This window comes from Chromatiaceae bacterium (assembly GCA_016714645.1).
In the GTDB taxonomy this organism is placed as follows: domain Bacteria; phylum Pseudomonadota; class Gammaproteobacteria; order Chromatiales; family Chromatiaceae; genus M0108.
In genome coordinates, this window is record JADKCI010000002.1 from 934908 (window position 1) to 949657 (window position 14750).

General features: G+C 63.2%; 13 protein-coding genes and 1 pseudogene. 10 read left to right on the forward strand and 4 right to left on the reverse strand.

The annotated features are described in order from the left end of the window. Positions 1-671: 671 nt before the first annotated feature. Positions 672-1217, reverse strand: a complete 546-nt coding sequence (locus IPN92_11325; protein MBK8638834.1) for an IS4 family transposase — start codon at positions 1215-1217, stop codon at positions 672-674. 133 nt (positions 1218-1350) lie between these two features. Here IPN92_11325 and IPN92_11330 point away from each other — a divergent pair, with 133 nt between their 5' ends. Then, a complete protein-coding gene (locus IPN92_11330) occupies positions 1351-1605 on the forward strand; it encodes a hypothetical protein (protein MBK8638835.1) in 255 nt (84 codons plus the stop codon). Between the two features lie 63 nt (positions 1606-1668). Here the strand turns inward: IPN92_11330 and IPN92_11335 are convergent, their stop codons facing one another. Both IPN92_11335 and IPN92_11340 read right to left on the reverse strand, forming a co-directional pair. After that, a complete protein-coding gene (locus IPN92_11335; GenBank protein MBK8638836.1) occupies positions 1669-2160 on the reverse strand; it encodes a hypothetical protein in 492 nt (163 codons plus the stop codon). Next, entirely contained in the window at positions 2157-2579 is a 423-nt protein-coding gene (locus IPN92_11340; GenBank protein MBK8638837.1) for a DUF4338 domain-containing protein, read from the reverse strand. The genes IPN92_11335 and IPN92_11340 overlap by 4 nt, the downstream gene beginning before the upstream one ends. A 378-nt stretch (positions 2580-2957) precedes the next feature. Here IPN92_11340 and IPN92_11345 point away from each other — a divergent pair. Both IPN92_11345 and IPN92_11350 read left to right on the forward strand, forming a co-directional pair. Then, positions 2958-3476 (forward strand): annotated as a pseudogene (locus IPN92_11345) (nucleoside deaminase). 195 nt (positions 3477-3671) lie between these two features. Beyond that, on the forward strand, positions 3672-4004 hold the full coding sequence (locus IPN92_11350; protein MBK8638838.1) for an H-NS histone family protein: 333 nt from the start codon (positions 3672-3674) through the stop codon (positions 4002-4004). Between the two features lie 132 nt (positions 4005-4136). On the opposite strand, the gene IPN92_11355 is transcribed toward IPN92_11350, so the two are convergent. Next, entirely contained in the window at positions 4137-4925 is a 789-nt protein-coding gene (locus IPN92_11355) for an META domain-containing protein (protein MBK8638839.1), read from the reverse strand. Positions 4926-5348: 423 nt separating this feature from the next. Between IPN92_11355 and IPN92_11360 the strand changes: the two genes are divergently transcribed. The 7 genes from IPN92_11360 to IPN92_11390 all read left to right on the forward strand — a co-directional run bounded on the left by IPN92_11360 (position 5349) and on the right by IPN92_11390 (position 14703). Then, complete coding sequence (locus IPN92_11360; protein ID MBK8638840.1) at positions 5349-6407, forward strand: 3-deoxy-7-phosphoheptulonate synthase; 1059 nt, start codon at positions 5349-5351, stop codon at positions 6405-6407. Positions 6408-6437: 30 nt separating this feature from the next. Beyond that, positions 6438-8987, forward strand: a complete 2550-nt coding sequence (locus IPN92_11365; protein ID MBK8638841.1) for a leucine--tRNA ligase — start codon at positions 6438-6440, stop codon at positions 8985-8987. Beyond that, positions 8987-9505: a hypothetical protein gene (locus IPN92_11370; GenBank protein MBK8638842.1), complete on the forward strand. Its 519-nt coding sequence runs from the start codon at positions 8987-8989 to the stop codon at positions 9503-9505. The genes IPN92_11365 and IPN92_11370 overlap by 1 nt, the downstream gene beginning before the upstream one ends. Before the next feature lie 18 nt (positions 9506-9523). Next, the gene (gene holA / locus IPN92_11375) at positions 9524-10552 is read left to right on the forward strand and encodes a DNA polymerase III subunit delta (GenBank protein MBK8638843.1); all 1029 of its coding nucleotides are present in this window, start codon (positions 9524-9526) and stop codon (positions 10550-10552) included. A 108-nt stretch (positions 10553-10660) separates the two neighbouring features. Next, a complete protein-coding gene (locus IPN92_11380; protein ID MBK8638844.1) occupies positions 10661-11011 on the forward strand; it encodes a sulfur globule protein CV1 in 351 nt (116 codons plus the stop codon). 829 nt (positions 11012-11840) lie between these two features. Further along, positions 11841-13001: a cytochrome c oxidase subunit II gene (coxB, locus tag IPN92_11385; GenBank protein MBK8638845.1), complete on the forward strand. Its 1161-nt coding sequence runs from the start codon at positions 11841-11843 to the stop codon at positions 12999-13001. A 106-nt stretch (positions 13002-13107) separates the two neighbouring features. Further along, on the forward strand, positions 13108-14703 hold the full coding sequence (locus IPN92_11390) for a cytochrome c oxidase subunit 1 (GenBank protein MBK8638846.1): 1596 nt from the start codon (positions 13108-13110) through the stop codon (positions 14701-14703). Positions 14704-14750 lie beyond the last annotated feature (47 nt).

The following is a 14750-nucleotide window of genomic DNA, read 5'->3' on the forward strand; positions in this document are numbered from 1 at the left end:
GCGCCAACTCGCCAACAGCGCGGCGCTGCGGGGGCAGCATCTTAGCCATGAGGCTGGCTTTGAACTCGGGTGAAGAGTGGGTCATGAATGAATACCAGTTGTGCGTCGTCGAGGGCTTGCGCCGCGCGATCTGGCGGTCAAGGTCCCGTCGCCCTACGGGCTCCTTCCCGTTGACCGCCAGACCGCGCCAAGTCCCTCGACAACGATGATGCCCCATCGTCACATAAAATCTCCGCGGGGGAGGTGACATTTATCCTGACACTGGGGCTGTGCGGCGACCCGGCACCTAGCCGGGACAAGACGGCGGTGATCCAGTACCGTTGTGGACGGTGACCAAACTGCCACCGTCAGCGAGGGCGATTTCGTAAAATTGCGGTGCCGATAGCGGGGGGCCGCCGGGCCTGGGGCGCTGGAAGTGCTCATTAGGAGCATCGGGTAAATCATGAGCTGCTTATGAAGGACTCACCCACCGCCCTCTCGCTCCTAAGCTGGGACGCAACCAGCGTTTTTGCCAGAGAAGGGTGAATTAACCTTCACTACCGAAAAGGGCCTGTCACGTGATCTCAAGGCGGGCGATGCTTGGATAGAACTCGTGGACCAGCTTCACTTTGGTGAAAACAAAGGACAGGAAGTCGTCCTGACCTTTACACATACTTGAGTCCATTCCTTTCTCACGAAGTATCCTCCGGCGGCGGCCGCAAATACCCCGGCGGATACTCATCGCGCCAGCTCGCCCGCTCCTCCGGGCGATAGATCAGATACCTCTCGATCGCCACGTCCAGCTTCTGCAAGCCATGCCACAGCACCTCCGTCCCCGGGTGGCCATCGGCCTTACGGCCCTGGAAGCCGCCCTTGATGGCGATCCAGCGGGTCGCCTCTTGCAGGGTGGGTGGCTGCTCGGGCAGAACGGTGGTTTGATGAAACCAGCTAAACAGCGCCTGCCATTCCGGATCCTGGAAGAACAGGGTGCAGGGGGCGTCAGGATCCATGCGGCCCAGCATCGTCAGATAGTAAATGCGCCAGGCCACCACCAGATCGATGGCCAGGCAATTCTCCAGGCGGGCCACGCAGCCCAACTGGCGCTCCTCGATCTGGCAACCGGTCTTGAGGGTGCGATGAAACACCTCGATGCCCCAGCGCGCGCCATACCAGCGCACCCGCTCCTGGGCCTCGGCCAGGGTGGTGGTGGCGACGTTGGTCAGCAACAGCCAGTCCACCCGTCGACCCCCGGGGGCAGGGGCCGCTGCGCAGCAACACCGCCCACAGCGCCAGCGGGCTTTCTTTAAGATTCCCGGGCGGTTTGAGCGTCACCGGCCCACAGCGCAGCGCCAGCTCCGCGGTGCGCGCCGCTTGCGCGCCGCGGCGCGGCAGTACCAGGGCGAGGCGCCCCGCCACCTCCAGACCGCCCAGGTGGTCCCACAACGGGGTCAGCCCCTCAGCGCTCATCACCTGGCGCTGCCGGCCCCGGTTGGCCCGCACCAACAGGCGCGGACTCTGGGGATCGCGTGCCAGGGCGAAGAGTTCGAACAGGTCGGCCTCGCGGTCGCCGATGCTCACCAGGGTGGTCTGGGGCACCTGGGGGCGATCGCCTGCAGGGTGCGGTAGGCTGCCAGCCACTTGCCGCTTTCCCGCACCTCGGGTTCCCGGCGGGTCTGATGTTGGTCGGGGTCACGCGCCCAGCACGCGGCGCTCACCACCCCAAGGGCACGCCCTCGGGGTGAAGGCGTGGCTGTTATGCAGCACCAGGCCGACGGGGCCGCCGTCGGTCTTGTTCCCGATCGGCCCCAGCCCCGCCGTATCGGGATGGCCGGTGTAGTTGAGCGAGGTCGTGTCCTGGGGCACCAGCACCAGGGGCTGGGCGCCCATCCGGGCGATCACCGCCTCCCGGTGGGCGCCGAGTATGACGTGCATGTTGATCCGCGGGTTGCCAAAGAAACGATAGGCCGCGACCGTCCGGGCGCGGTCGGCGCAGCGGCGGGTGAGACTCCGGGACTGGACGTCGCCCCAGAAGTCCGCGGCCAGATGATACAGGCGGTGTTTGAGACGGGCATCCCAGACTTTGAGGCCACCAAATTCTTCCTCGGTCCAGTCGGCCGGCGTACTGGGGCGCTCGGCGGGCAAGCCGTGCGGGCCCCTGGCGCAGCCGCTGGCGGGCATCATCCGCCAGGGGCGCACCCACAGGGCCTTCGGTACGCCGTCCCGGCGGCCGGCGCTGTGGCCGATGCATTCCCAGCCGGCGGCGGCGTAGCAGGTGCCGGCATAGTCGGGATGGACGAAGGTCTCCAGCAGCGGGGCCGCACGCCATAGCGGGCTTCCCAGTCCGCCGGCAAACGGCGGGCCAGCTGGCCCAAGAGATGGGAGGCCAGGTGGGGTACGCGTACCCCAGGCAAGATCAGGAAGCGGGCATTGGCGACGACCCGGGCGAGGTTACCGCGGCGGGTGGCCTCGTTCCAGCCGATCCAGTGGTCGCGATCCTGGAGGGCAAAGCTGGCCGCTTGGCAGGCGGCGGCGCCCAGGTCGCCGTGGGCGGAGCGGAAGAGGTAGCGCAGTTGGGCGCCGCACAGGGGTTTATCGCCCAGGGGTGCTGGACCATGAGTTGGTGGTAGGTGTCGCGTTCCGCGGCGGTGTCCACCACCACGAGGTCGATGGGACCCAGGGCGGCCAGGTCGCCCGTTACTTCAGCCACCGGCAGCGGCGCTGGCGCCACCGTGGCGGGTGCCGGGCGGGGGCCGGCGGGAAAGGGTGTCGCCACGGGCAGCGTCACGGCGCCGCGCCGGTGGAGCTCGGCCAGCGCGCGGCGGGCGCTGCCCAGGCAGCGTTGGCCCTGGGCATTGGTCCAGTTCAGCCAGTCTCACACCCGTTCCGCCAGGGCGCGGCGGCTGAGGGCGGGCTCCTGACCGACGGTGGCCATGATGCGCTCGCGTAGGGGGGTGTCAAACCATTGGCCACAGACTCTCATGGCCGGGGAGCGTAGCGGCCGGGCGGCGCGGAGTCAAGTGTGTGTAGGGATCAGGAAGTCGTCAAACCCCGAACATGAGAAATCCGTTCGCCGGGCTATCGAGCTGTCGGCATAGGCGTCTCTGGAATACGGTACCGGAGGTGTATTTGGGGCCGTCATCGTGAAGGACGGGAAAATCATATCGGAAGGAATGAACCGCGTGGTGGCGAGTCATGATCCAACCTGGCATGGAAAAAAGGAGGCCATCCGGCTGGCCTGTATCACCCTGCAGAGCTTCAAACTACCGGGCTGTATTCTTTATACCTGGGCGGAACCCTGTCCGATGTGTATGGCTACCTGCTATTGGGCGGGCATCGAAGAGGTTTACTAAGCCGCGACCGTGGAAGACGCCTTTAAATATGGCAAATTCGACGACCGCCCGATCTACGAACAACTGGCGCTGCCAAAGGAGCATCGTTCAATCAAAATGACCCAGCTTCTTCAGGACGAGTCCGTCGAGGTCTGGAAAAAAATATAAGGCCAGGCCCGATAAGACCCAATGCTGATTGTTCAAAGGCTGCCTCGGCCCGTCACCAGCGGGGTTTTCCCTGCGAAGACGAATTTGTTATGCGCTACCGAGGGGTCGGGGATGAATCTAACTTTACGTCTTCCATAATTAGAAAATTTAATTTAAGATGCAAATCGTCAACCCTGCAACTTGAGGAATAAACCGATGCACAGCCTGGCCGAGATTCAAGCCCAAATAGATGCCCTACAGGAACAAGCCAACTTAATCAAGAACCGCGAAAAAGATGGGATTATCTCCGAACTGCGGGAAAAAATTAAAACCTATGGTTTGACGGCGGCGGATCTCGGGCTATATATTCCTGAAATGCCAGTCGTTAGGCGTGCTCAGAGAGGTGCGAAATTCGTCTCGAAACCGGAACCCAAGTACCGGGATGCGCATGGTAATGAATGGTCCGGCGGGCGTGGCCGGCGGCCGCAATGGGTGATAGCCGCGATTGAAGCCGGGGAAGATATCGAAAACTACCGCATCGCGGATTAGCCTGGACAGGAAGGCGGCCCTGACAGCCAATGCGATCCGCATTGGATATTTTTTTGACTATCCGATGAGGGAGAGGTCGGTCAAAAAGGGCGCGGAGGCGCCCAGGACACCGATCAGGGCGAAGTGGAGACTCTATTCCTGCAACCTGGCAAAGGTAGCTACCAGGGCACCATCAACCATCCGCATCTCCAGCCGATCGCCGGTCCGCTCGAAGCGCGCGGCCTGGGGTAGGGCGGACAGGAAGGCGGTTTCCTGCGCCATGACCCCTGGCGGGTCCTGGCAGAATTTGCGGGTGCTCAGGGCCTGGCCGATGGTGATCTGGTCGCCGCTGATGGCAAAGGAGGCGCTGAAATGGTTGCATCCCGCAGAGCCGTCCAGGGCACCCCCCTCCCCAAAGTCGAGATGTAGCTCAGTGCCGCCGAGGAGGCCCTCCAGGGCGCCCCGGCCATTGTTGACACCCGTCACCCGCCAGCGGGTGCCGACCAGGCCCGGGGCCTGGGGACTGAATTTCATGGTGCCGCTATCGAACTTGAGGTCGATGAAGAGGTTGCCGTCCTGAAAAAAATAGCCATTGGCCCCGCCCAGATTGGCCAGGAAGCGGTCCCCCAGGGAAGCCTCGCCACAGCCCATGAGGGTTGTGGGCCCCAGCTCGATCCGCAGGCGATGATCTTCAATTTTGTAGCGACCCTGGGCCCGGTTGCAGTCAGCCTGAATGGCGAGGGTACCATCCCCGAGAAAGCGCAGGTGATAATTCCCCGGCTCGGCCGGGCGAAAGAGGTCGTCGTTGTTCATGTGGGTCTGTTGCCATAACCAACTCGTCGCGGTCAGGGCGGACGGGGTTTCCACCGCCAGCAAGGCCTGGCTGGATAATCCGGCGGCCAGGGTGAGCAGGATAAGAACAGCGGATATTTTCGAGGACATGAGAAAGGGTCTCCAAAGGTGCCGTCAGGCTAGGTCAGGTACCAATCGTTGGGTGGCGGTGACGCCGCTGGGGCGCCGAGGGCCGGATCTTAGGTAAGGATCACCGTCGCCTTGCTGGCCTGGCGCGGTTTCTGGTGGTCGCGTCGGAGAGTCACGGGTAGGGCCAAGACCTGCAATGAAGGTTGAGGAAAGGGCAGAATTGTACCCTCGGTTCCGGTTGGCGGGCGGTCACTGCAACCTGATCGAGCCGACCATCCGGGACCAGCGAGGCCTCCCCGGGTCCGGGTGCGCCCCAGCAACTGGCCAAAGGGTTTTTCCGCTCTTGTTATTACAGCGTAAGATAGTGCCCTTGGCACCTGCAATGAACCCTGCCCCGGGCCCTCGCCGCCAGTGCCCCGGCCCCCGCTGTTAGACGAGACCCCCATGCGCTACGAGACAGACGATCTACGCATCCGCGCCATGAAGCAGCTGATATCGCCGGAGGATCTGATCCGGCTCTACCCCCTGACGGATGCCATCTCGGCCACCGTCCACCATGCCCGGTGCGCCATTCGCGACATTCTCCACGACGAGGACGACCGCCTGCTGGCGGTGGTGGGCCCCTGCTCGGTGCATGACGTCAACGCGGCCCGAGATTACGCCGAGCGACTTTTGCCGGTCCGCGACCGCCTCAACCAAGAGCTGCTGATTGTCATGCGCGTCTATTTCGAGAAGCCGCGCACCACGGTGGGCTGGAAGGGTCTCATCAACGATCCCCACCTGGATGGCAGTTTCGAGATCAACGAGGGCCTCAAACTGGCCCGCTCCCTGCTGGTGGACATCAATGGTTTGGGCGTCCCGGCGGGGACCGAGTTCCTCGACCTCATCAGCCCCCAATACATCGCCGACCTCATCAGTTGGGGGGCCATCGGCGCCCGCACCACCGAGAGCCAGGGCCATCGCGAGCTGTCGTCGGGGCTATCCTGCCCGGTGGGCTTCAAGAATGCCACCAGCGGCAGCCTGCGCATCGCCTTGGACGCCATGCACGCGGCGGCCCACCCCCATCATTTCCTGTCGGTCACCAAGGAAGGCCGCTCCGCCATCTTTGCCACCGCCGGTAACCCGGATACCCATGTGATTCTGCGCGGGGGTGCCCGGCCGAACTACGACACCGAGAGCGTCAACATGGCGGCGGACGAGATGGACGATGCTGGGCTGCGCCCGCGCATCATGATCGACTTCAGTCACGCCAACAGCCGCAAGAAGCCTCACAAGCAGGTGGATGTGGGCCGGGACGTTGCCGGCCAGGTCGCCCGGGGCGATCGCCGTATCATAGGTGCCATGATCGAGAGTCATTTGATCGGGGGCCGCCAGGACTGGCACCCCGATACCGAATTGACCTATGGTCAGAGTATTACCGATGCCTGCATTGGCTGGGATGACACCGAGCCCCTGCTGGAGGAGCTCGCCGAGGCCGTCCGCCGCCGCCGCGCGGTATCCTGATTTTCCTGAGCGCCGAAGCCAAGCCGACCCATGCGACAAGAATACGACCCCCGCGCCATCGAGGCGGCGGCCCAGGCCTACTGGGAAGGAGCCCAATCCTTCAAGGCTGTGGAAGATCCCAGCCGCGAGAAGTTCTACTGCCTGGCCATGTTCCCCTATCCGTCCGGGAAGCTGCACATGGGCCATGTGCGCAACTACACCATCGGCGACGTCATCGCCCGCTATCAGCGCATGCTCGGCAAGAACGTCCTGCAGCCCATGGGCTGGGACGCCTTTGGGCTGCCGGCGGAAAACGCCGCCATCCAGCACGGCATCCCGCCCTCCCAATGGACCAAATCCAACATCGCCTACATGAAGGCCCAGCTCAAGAGCCTGGGCTTTGGCTATGACTGGGACCGGGAACTGGCAACCTGCGACCCGGATTACTACCGCTGGGAGCAGTGGCTGTTCGGTCGCCTCATGGACAAGGGCCTGGCCTACCGCGCCAAGTCCATGGTGAACTGGGACCCGGTGGACCGCACCGTGCTGGCCAATGAGCAGGTCATCGACGGCAAGGGCTGGCGATCGGGCGCCCCGGTGGAGAAGCGCGAGATCGAGCAGTGGTTCGTGCGCATCACCGCCTATGCCCAGGAACTCGTGGACGCCCTCGACGGCCTCGACGGCTGGCCGGACCAGGTACGGGCCATGCAGCGCAACTGGATCGGCCGCTCCGAGGGCGTCCACATGGACTTCGGAATCGCCGGCTCGGATGAGAAGCTCGGCATCTATACCACCCGTCCGGACACCCTCATGGGCGTGACCTATGTCGCCGTTGCCGCCGAACACCCCTTGGCTCGGCGGGCGGCCGAGACCGATCCCGGTCTGGCGGCCTTCATCGAGGAATGCCGGCAAGGTGGCGTCTCCGAGGCCGAGATCGAGACCATGGAAAAGAAGGGCTATGCCCTTGGCCTGGATGCTCTGCACCCCATCACCGGGGCGCCCGTGCCTATCTTCGCCGCCAACTTTGTCCTCATGGGCTACGGCACCGGGGCCGTCATGGCCGTCCCCGCCCATGACCAGCGCGACTGGGAGTTCGCCGCCAAATACGGCATCCCCCGCAGGCAGGTCATCTTCGCCGCCGATGGCTCGCCCTGTGGTATCGAGGCTGGGGCCTACATCGAGAAGGGGCTACTGCGCGACTCGGGCCCCTTCGATGGGCTCGACTTCGCCCAGGCCTGCGCCGCCATCGCCGCCTGGCTGGAGGAGCAGGGCCGGGGCGGTCGTCGCGTCAACTTCCGCCTGCGCGACTGGGGCGTCTCCCGGCAACGCTACTGGGGCTGCCCCCTGCCGGTGATCCATGGGGCGGATGGCCAGGTGCGCGCCGAGACCCATTTGCCGGTGCGGCTGCCAGAGGACGTCATCGTCGATGGTTCGGGCTCGCCCCTCAAGAAGATGCCGGCCTTCTCCGAGCTGGGCGGGGGCGAGAGCCGGGAGACGGATACCTTCGATACCTTCTTCGAGTCCTCCTGGTACTACGCCCGCTACTGTTCTCCCGACTGCGATACCGCCATGCTGGACGAGCGCGCCCGCTACTGGCTGCCGGTCGATCAGTACGTTGGCGGTATCGAGCACGCGGTCCTGCACCTCCTCTATGCCCGTTTTTTCCACAAGCTGATGCGGGACGAGGGCCTGGTGGAATGCGACGAGCCCTTCACCCAGCTGCTCACCCAGGGCATGGTGGTGGCCGAGACCTGGTATCGCGAGGATAGCGAGGGTCGCAAGCAGTGGTTCAATCCCGCCGAGGTGGAGGTGGAGCGCGACGAGCGGGGGCGGCTGGCGAGGGGCCGGCTTCAGGCCGACGGCCAGCCCGTCGTCTTTGGGGGCATCGAGAAGATGTCCAAGTCCAAAAACAACGGGGTCGATCCCCAGGTGCTGACGGATCGCTATGGCGCCGATACCGTGCGTCTCTACACCATGTTCACCTCCCCGCCGGAGCAATCCCTGGAATGGAACGATGAGGGCGTGGAGGGGGCCTCCCGCTTCCTCAAGCGGGTCTGGGCCCTGGCCCAGGACGAGCACCGCGAGGGCCGGGAGGGGGCTGGTGGCCTTGCGCCCGGGGAGGCGCGCCACGAGATCCATGCCACACTCAAGAAGGTCCTCTTCGATTACGAACGCCATCAATTCAATACCGTGGTCTCGGGCTGCATGACCATGGTCAACAGCCTCCACAAGCTGGACCCCGGGGTCGCGGCCGGCGCGGCGGTGATGCGCGAGGGGCTTGGCATCGTCCTGCGGCTGCTGGCCCCCATCGCGCCCCATCTGAGTCACCACCTCTGGCGCGAACTGGGCCTGGGTGACGACATCCTGCGCGCGCCCTGGCCCAGCGTGGACGAGGAGGCCTTGCGGCGGGACACCTTGGAATACGTGATTCAGGTCAACGGCAAGGTGCGCGGCAAGATCCTGGTGCCCGCCGTTGCCGATCGCCAGGCTGTGGAGAGGGCCGCCCTGGAGAACGAGAATGTGCGTCGTTTCCTGGGCGAGGCCCAGGTGCGTAAGGTGATCCTGGTCCCCAACAAGCTGGTCAATCTGGTGGTGCAGTGATGACCATGGGCCTAGCCGATACGCGCCTGGGGTTGCTGGTGGCCCTGCTGATGGCTTTGACCCTGGTAACGGCCTGTGGCTTCAAGCTGCGGGGCGCGGTGGCTATACCGCCCAATCTCAGCCCGGTCTTTGTCGAGATCCCCGGCAACTCCCTGGTGGGGGGGATCCTGCGGGAGAGATTCCAGCTCTCCGCCGTTCAACAGGCCGCCTCGGCCAAGGACGCCAGGGTCCTGGTACGCATCTTGTCCGAGTCCCGCCGCTCACGGGTCGGTGCCCTGGATCGCAATGGCAAGATTATCGCCACCGAACTCATCCTGGACCTGCGCTTCGATGCCCGCGACGCCACGGGCAAGATCCTGATCGAGCCCCGCGCCCTGGAGATTTCCCGCACCTTCGAAAATGCCGACGTGGAAGTGCTGGGCAAGCAACTGGAGGCGGAGATCCTCTACGCGGAGATGGCCCAGGACGCGGCCACCCAGATCCTGGCGATGCTGCGCGCCGCCTTGCCCGCGGGCTAGTCCGGGACCGGCGGGCCCATGCGCCTCCAGTTTCATCAGCTTGCCGCCCACCTCAAGCCGGGGCTGCCGCCGGTGGTCATGCTCTGCGGCGACGAGCCATATCAGCTCGGCGAGGCCGCCAGCCTGGTCCGCCAAGCGGCCCGCGCCCTGGGCTTCGCGGAACGGGAGATCCTGGAGGTGGACGGCCATTTCGACTGGGGCCTGCTCACGGTGGCGGCCCAGTCCCAGTCGCTCTTTTCCAGTCTCAAGCTCATCGAGTTGCGGCTGGCCTCCGGCAAGATAGGGCGCGAGGGTGGCGAGGCGGTGCGCCGCTATTGCGCCCAGCCCAGGCCCGAAAACCGGCTCCTGATCCTGGCGCCCAATCTGGAATACCAGGAGCTTCAAGCCAAGTGGATTCAGGTAGTCGAGCGCGCCGGGGTGCTGCTCCAGGTCAAGCCCCTTGCAGGGCCGCGGCTGGTGGAGTGGATCGGGCAACGTCTACGCGAACGTGGTCTCAAACCCGGACCCGAGGTCGCCGCCATGCTCGCCGAACGGGTGGAGGGTAATTTGCTCGCCGCCGCCCAGGAGGTCGATAAGCTGGTTCTGATCCACGGCCCGGGCCCCCTGACTGCCGAACAGCTCAGCCGCGCCATCTCCGACAGCTCCCGCTATGATCTGTTCGATGTCCCCGACGCCGCCCTGGCGGGGGATCGCGGCCGCATGCACCGCATCCTTGACGGCCTCGCCGCCGAGGGCACCGCCGAGCCCCTAGTGCTCTGGGTTCTGGCCCGCGAGGTTCGTCTCCTGACCCGCGCCGCCTTCGCCGCGCGCTCCGGCCCCCGGGCACTGGAGGCCTTCCTGAGCGCCGAACGGGTGTGGCAAAATCGCCATGGCCCCATGAAGTTGGCCCTGCGCCGCCTGCCTCCCGCCCGGCTGCGGGCCCTCATGGGACACTGCGCGCGCGCCGATCGCCAGATCAAGGGCCTGGAAGCCGGAGAGGCTTGGCTGACCCTGGCGGTCATCGGTGATGCCCTGGCGGGCGGGGAGGGGGCTCTGCCCGCGAGTTGAGATGAGATGCTTGACAGTATTAGCGAATGCTAATACATTATCTCCCCAGGATGGCGCGCTATGACGCCCTCCCTTGCTGCAACCCAGATCTAACTTCGGAGAACACAGATGAAAAAACTTGCTACCGCTGCCGCTATCGCCGCCCTGCTGGGCGTTTCCGCCTCCGCCGCTGCCTACTGGGGCGGTGGTCCTTGGGGCGGTGGTCCCGGCTATGGCAACAACAACATGATGAACGACATGTTTGGCGATGGCAGTGGCTACGGCGACTTCAGCATGAACATGAGCGGTGGCGGCCGCGGTTACGGCCGTGGTTACAACCGTTACTATGACAACTATGGCTACGGGTATGCCCCTTACGGCTATGGCGCCCCCTACGGTTATGCCCCTTACGGTGCCCCCTATGGCGCGCCTTATGCCCCGCCCGCGCCCCCGGTTGCTCCCGCCGCTCCCTCCAAGTAAGCCAGTCCAGCGCCGTTTGCACCAGAAATGAGCTAACGGCGTTCGTCGGCACAGGGAGGTGCCGAGCCACCCCGGCCCCGCCGGGGTTTGTTTTAAACAGGGTCCGCGCCAGACGGCGCGGACCCTGCCGTTTTGGCTTCCCTGGCCGGTGCCGAGCCACTTGGCGGTTCCAAGCATCTGCCTGCGGCGTTCCCTCCCGTCATGGCGATGCCCCTCAGCCTGCTTTTCAGCGCGACTCGGATGAGATTGATATCCATGCCAAGACCCATCAGGAAGGTTCCGCCGCCTGATCTGCCGCGCCGCTGTTCCCACCCCATGGCCAATCAGAAATCGGTTGAAATCTGACACCCTGAAACGGGCGCATCCTACGTTTTTACTTCCCCCTATTTCTTCCCGGCTAATCAAACTCAATCTGGGAATTTCTTTTCCTTGGCCTTGTTCTAGGCTATCTTCCCCTGTCTATCCTGGCCAGAAAGTCGATCCAACGAAGCCTTATAGCCCAAACCCATGCCGGCCAAGTGCTTAGAGGGCGTGTATAGAAATATACAAGTAAATGCTGATATATTGATCGAAATCAAATAAGTTTGCGCTATCTGTTGATTTATCGCATTCTTATAATAATTGAGTCCGCCCCGATCCCCAGGTCCCATCCCGCTGCTGGGGCTGGGTCGCGATCGGCTTGATCGAGCTGGAAAGAGTGTGTCTTGCAGCATGGCAACAGGAGGTGGTGGGGCCTGCAAGGCGCCAATCGTGAACACCGAGTAATCGAGGCTCTGGACCCAGACCTCGCCTCGCAAGTACGACAATTACTACGAGAGGGGATTTGGCAGTGAATTTAAAGCGCATCGGGGCCATAACCGCCTCGCTATCCTTAACCTGCTGGGCAGGACACGCGGCGGCCGAGTTGGGGTTCAACTTCCCCGAGCCCGCCGCCGGCGTGGCCCAGGAGATCTATGACATCCATATGATGACCACGACCATTGCCGCGGTCCTGCTGGTCGTTATCTTTGGATTCGTCATCTACTCTCTGGTCTATCACCGCAAGAGCCGGGGCTATGCGGCCGATCAGCATTTCCACGAGTCATGGTTTGGGCGCTGGTCCTGGGTGATAGTCCCCGTCCTGGTGCTGGGCGTGGACCTGACCATAGCCAACTCCGCCCATAAGACCCTGGTGAAGGTTTGGGAAATCCCCAAGGGCGAAGACCTCATGGATGTCAAGGTAGTGGGTCACCAGTGGTGGTGGGAGTACGAGTACCTGGACCACTCGGTGGAGGTCGGCGGCCAGCCCAAGCACGTCCGCATTGAGAGCCGCTATCTCCCGGAAGATAAGGCCGGTGAAAACTATCTACGGGCGGTGGACAATCCGCTGGTCCTGCCGGTGGGCACCAAGGTCCGTTTCCTGCACACCTCGGCCGACGTCAACCATGCCTTCTGGGTGCCAGAGCTGGCGGTAAAGAAGGACGCCATCCCCGGCTACGTCACTGAGACCTGGGTTGATCTCAATCGCGAAGGCACCTTCCGCGGCCAGTGCGCCGAGTTGTGCGGGACCTGGCACTCGCGTATGCCTATCGTGGTGGAGTCCGTGTCCAAGGAAAAGTTTGACGACTGGATGGTCCAGCAAAAACAAGTCATGGTGGCCTCCGCCGCCGAGGCGAATGTGGACAAGACCTGGACCAAGGCCGACCTGATGGAAAAAGGCAAGGACCTCTATAACAGCAAGTGCAGTGCCTGCCACCAAATCAACGGCCAGGGGCTGGCTCCGGCCTTCCCGGCCCTGGCGGGAAGCAAGATCGCCACCGGCCCCATCGCAGGCCACCTGGATATCGTTCTGAACGGCAAGACAGGTACCGCCATGGTGCCCTGGAATACCCTTAATGATCTGGAACTGGCCGCTATCATCACCTACGAGCGCAATGCCTGGGGCAATGACACCGGCGACCTGGTTCAGCCGCGCGACGTGCATGCCGGCCGCTCCCTGGCAGTCAAGTAGGCCCATGCAGGCCCTTCCCCATCCGCTCCAGAACGCTACGCCGCGCAGCCCGAATATGGGTGCGTCGGCGGGCGGACGAACTCTTTCTCCCACGAGGTAGACCGCCATGACCGCCATCACATTGGATCACGAGCACGAGCAGCATGGCCCCCCTCACGGCCTGCGACGGTGGCTGTTCTCGACGAATCACAAAGACATAGGGACCATGTATCTGATTTTCGCCTTGATCATGCTCTTCATGGGTGGGGCGAGCGCCATGCTCATCCGCATGGAGTTATTTATGCCGGGCCTGCAATTGCTGGAGCCAGACCTTTACAACAACCTGGTTACCAATCATGCCCTGCTGATGATATTCGGGGCCGTGATGCCCGCCGCCGCAGGCATGGCCAACTGGATGATCCCGCTCATGATCGGGGCTCCGGACATGGCCTTGCCGCGCATGAACAACCTGAGTTTTTGGATTCTGCCGGCGGCTGGGACCATGTTGGTCCTGTCCTTCGTCGTGCCTTTCTTCCCCGGCGGCGGGACCCAGATCAACACCGGCTGGACTCTCTATCCGCCCTTGTCCATCCAGGTCGGCATGTCCATGGATTTCCTGATTTTCGCCATCCATCTCCTTGGCATTTCCTCGGTGCTGGCCTCCATTAATATTATCGTCACCATCTTCAATATGCGCGCACCGGGCATGAAGCTGTTGCAAATGCCGATCTTCGTCTGGACCTGGCTAGTCACCGCCTTCCTGCTCATCCTGGTGGTGCCGGTGCTGGCTGGCGGCGTTACCATGCTGCTGTTCGACCGCCATTTCGGCACCAGCTTCTTCAATGCCGCCGGCGGCGGCGATCCGGTTCTGTTTCAGCACCTTTTCTGGTTCTTCGGCCATCCCGAGGTCTATATCCTGATTCTGCCGTCCTTTGGCATACTGGCGGCTATAGTCCCGACCTTCTCCCGCAAGCCGCTGTTTGGCTATAACTCCCTGGTGGGTGGCATGATCGCCATCATGGTTATCGGCATGGTGGTCTGGGCTCACCATCAGTACACCATCGGCATGTCACTGGGGGCGGTGAGTTATTTCATGATTGGCACCATCATCATCTCCATTCCGGTTGGGCTCATGGTCTTCAATTACATGGCTACCATGTGGAAGGGATCCATGACCTTCGAGACGCCCATGCTCTTCGCCGTGGCCATTCTGCTGATGTTCTCCTTCGGTGGTCTGACCGGCATCATGCTGGCGGTGGTCCCGGCGGACATGCAATATCACGACTCGATGTTTGTCGTCGCCCACTTCCACTATGTGCTGCTGCCGGGGGCCGTTTTCGGGCTGTTCGCCGGCGTCTTCTATTGGCTGCCCAAGTGGACCGGCCACATGTACAACGAGCGACTAGCCAAAATCTTCTTCTGGACGAATATCATCAGCTTTAACGCGACTTTCTTCCCGCAGCACTTCATTGGACTGGCGGGAATGCCCCGGCGCATTGTTGATTACAATGTGATGTTCACTGAATTCAATGTTATTTCCAGCCTGGCGGCTTTCGTCTTCGGCCTCAGCCACCTGTTGCTGCTGTACATCATCATCGACACGATACGCCGCGGAAAGCAGGCCAAGGATCGGGTGTGGGAGGGTGCCGAAGGGCTAGAGTGGGAGTTACCATCGCCCCCGCCCTTCCATAGTTGGACTACGGCCCCGGTCCTGGCCAGATAGCTAACCCTAAAGCCCGGGATGGCTGGCCAGGAGAGCCGCGTGAACTC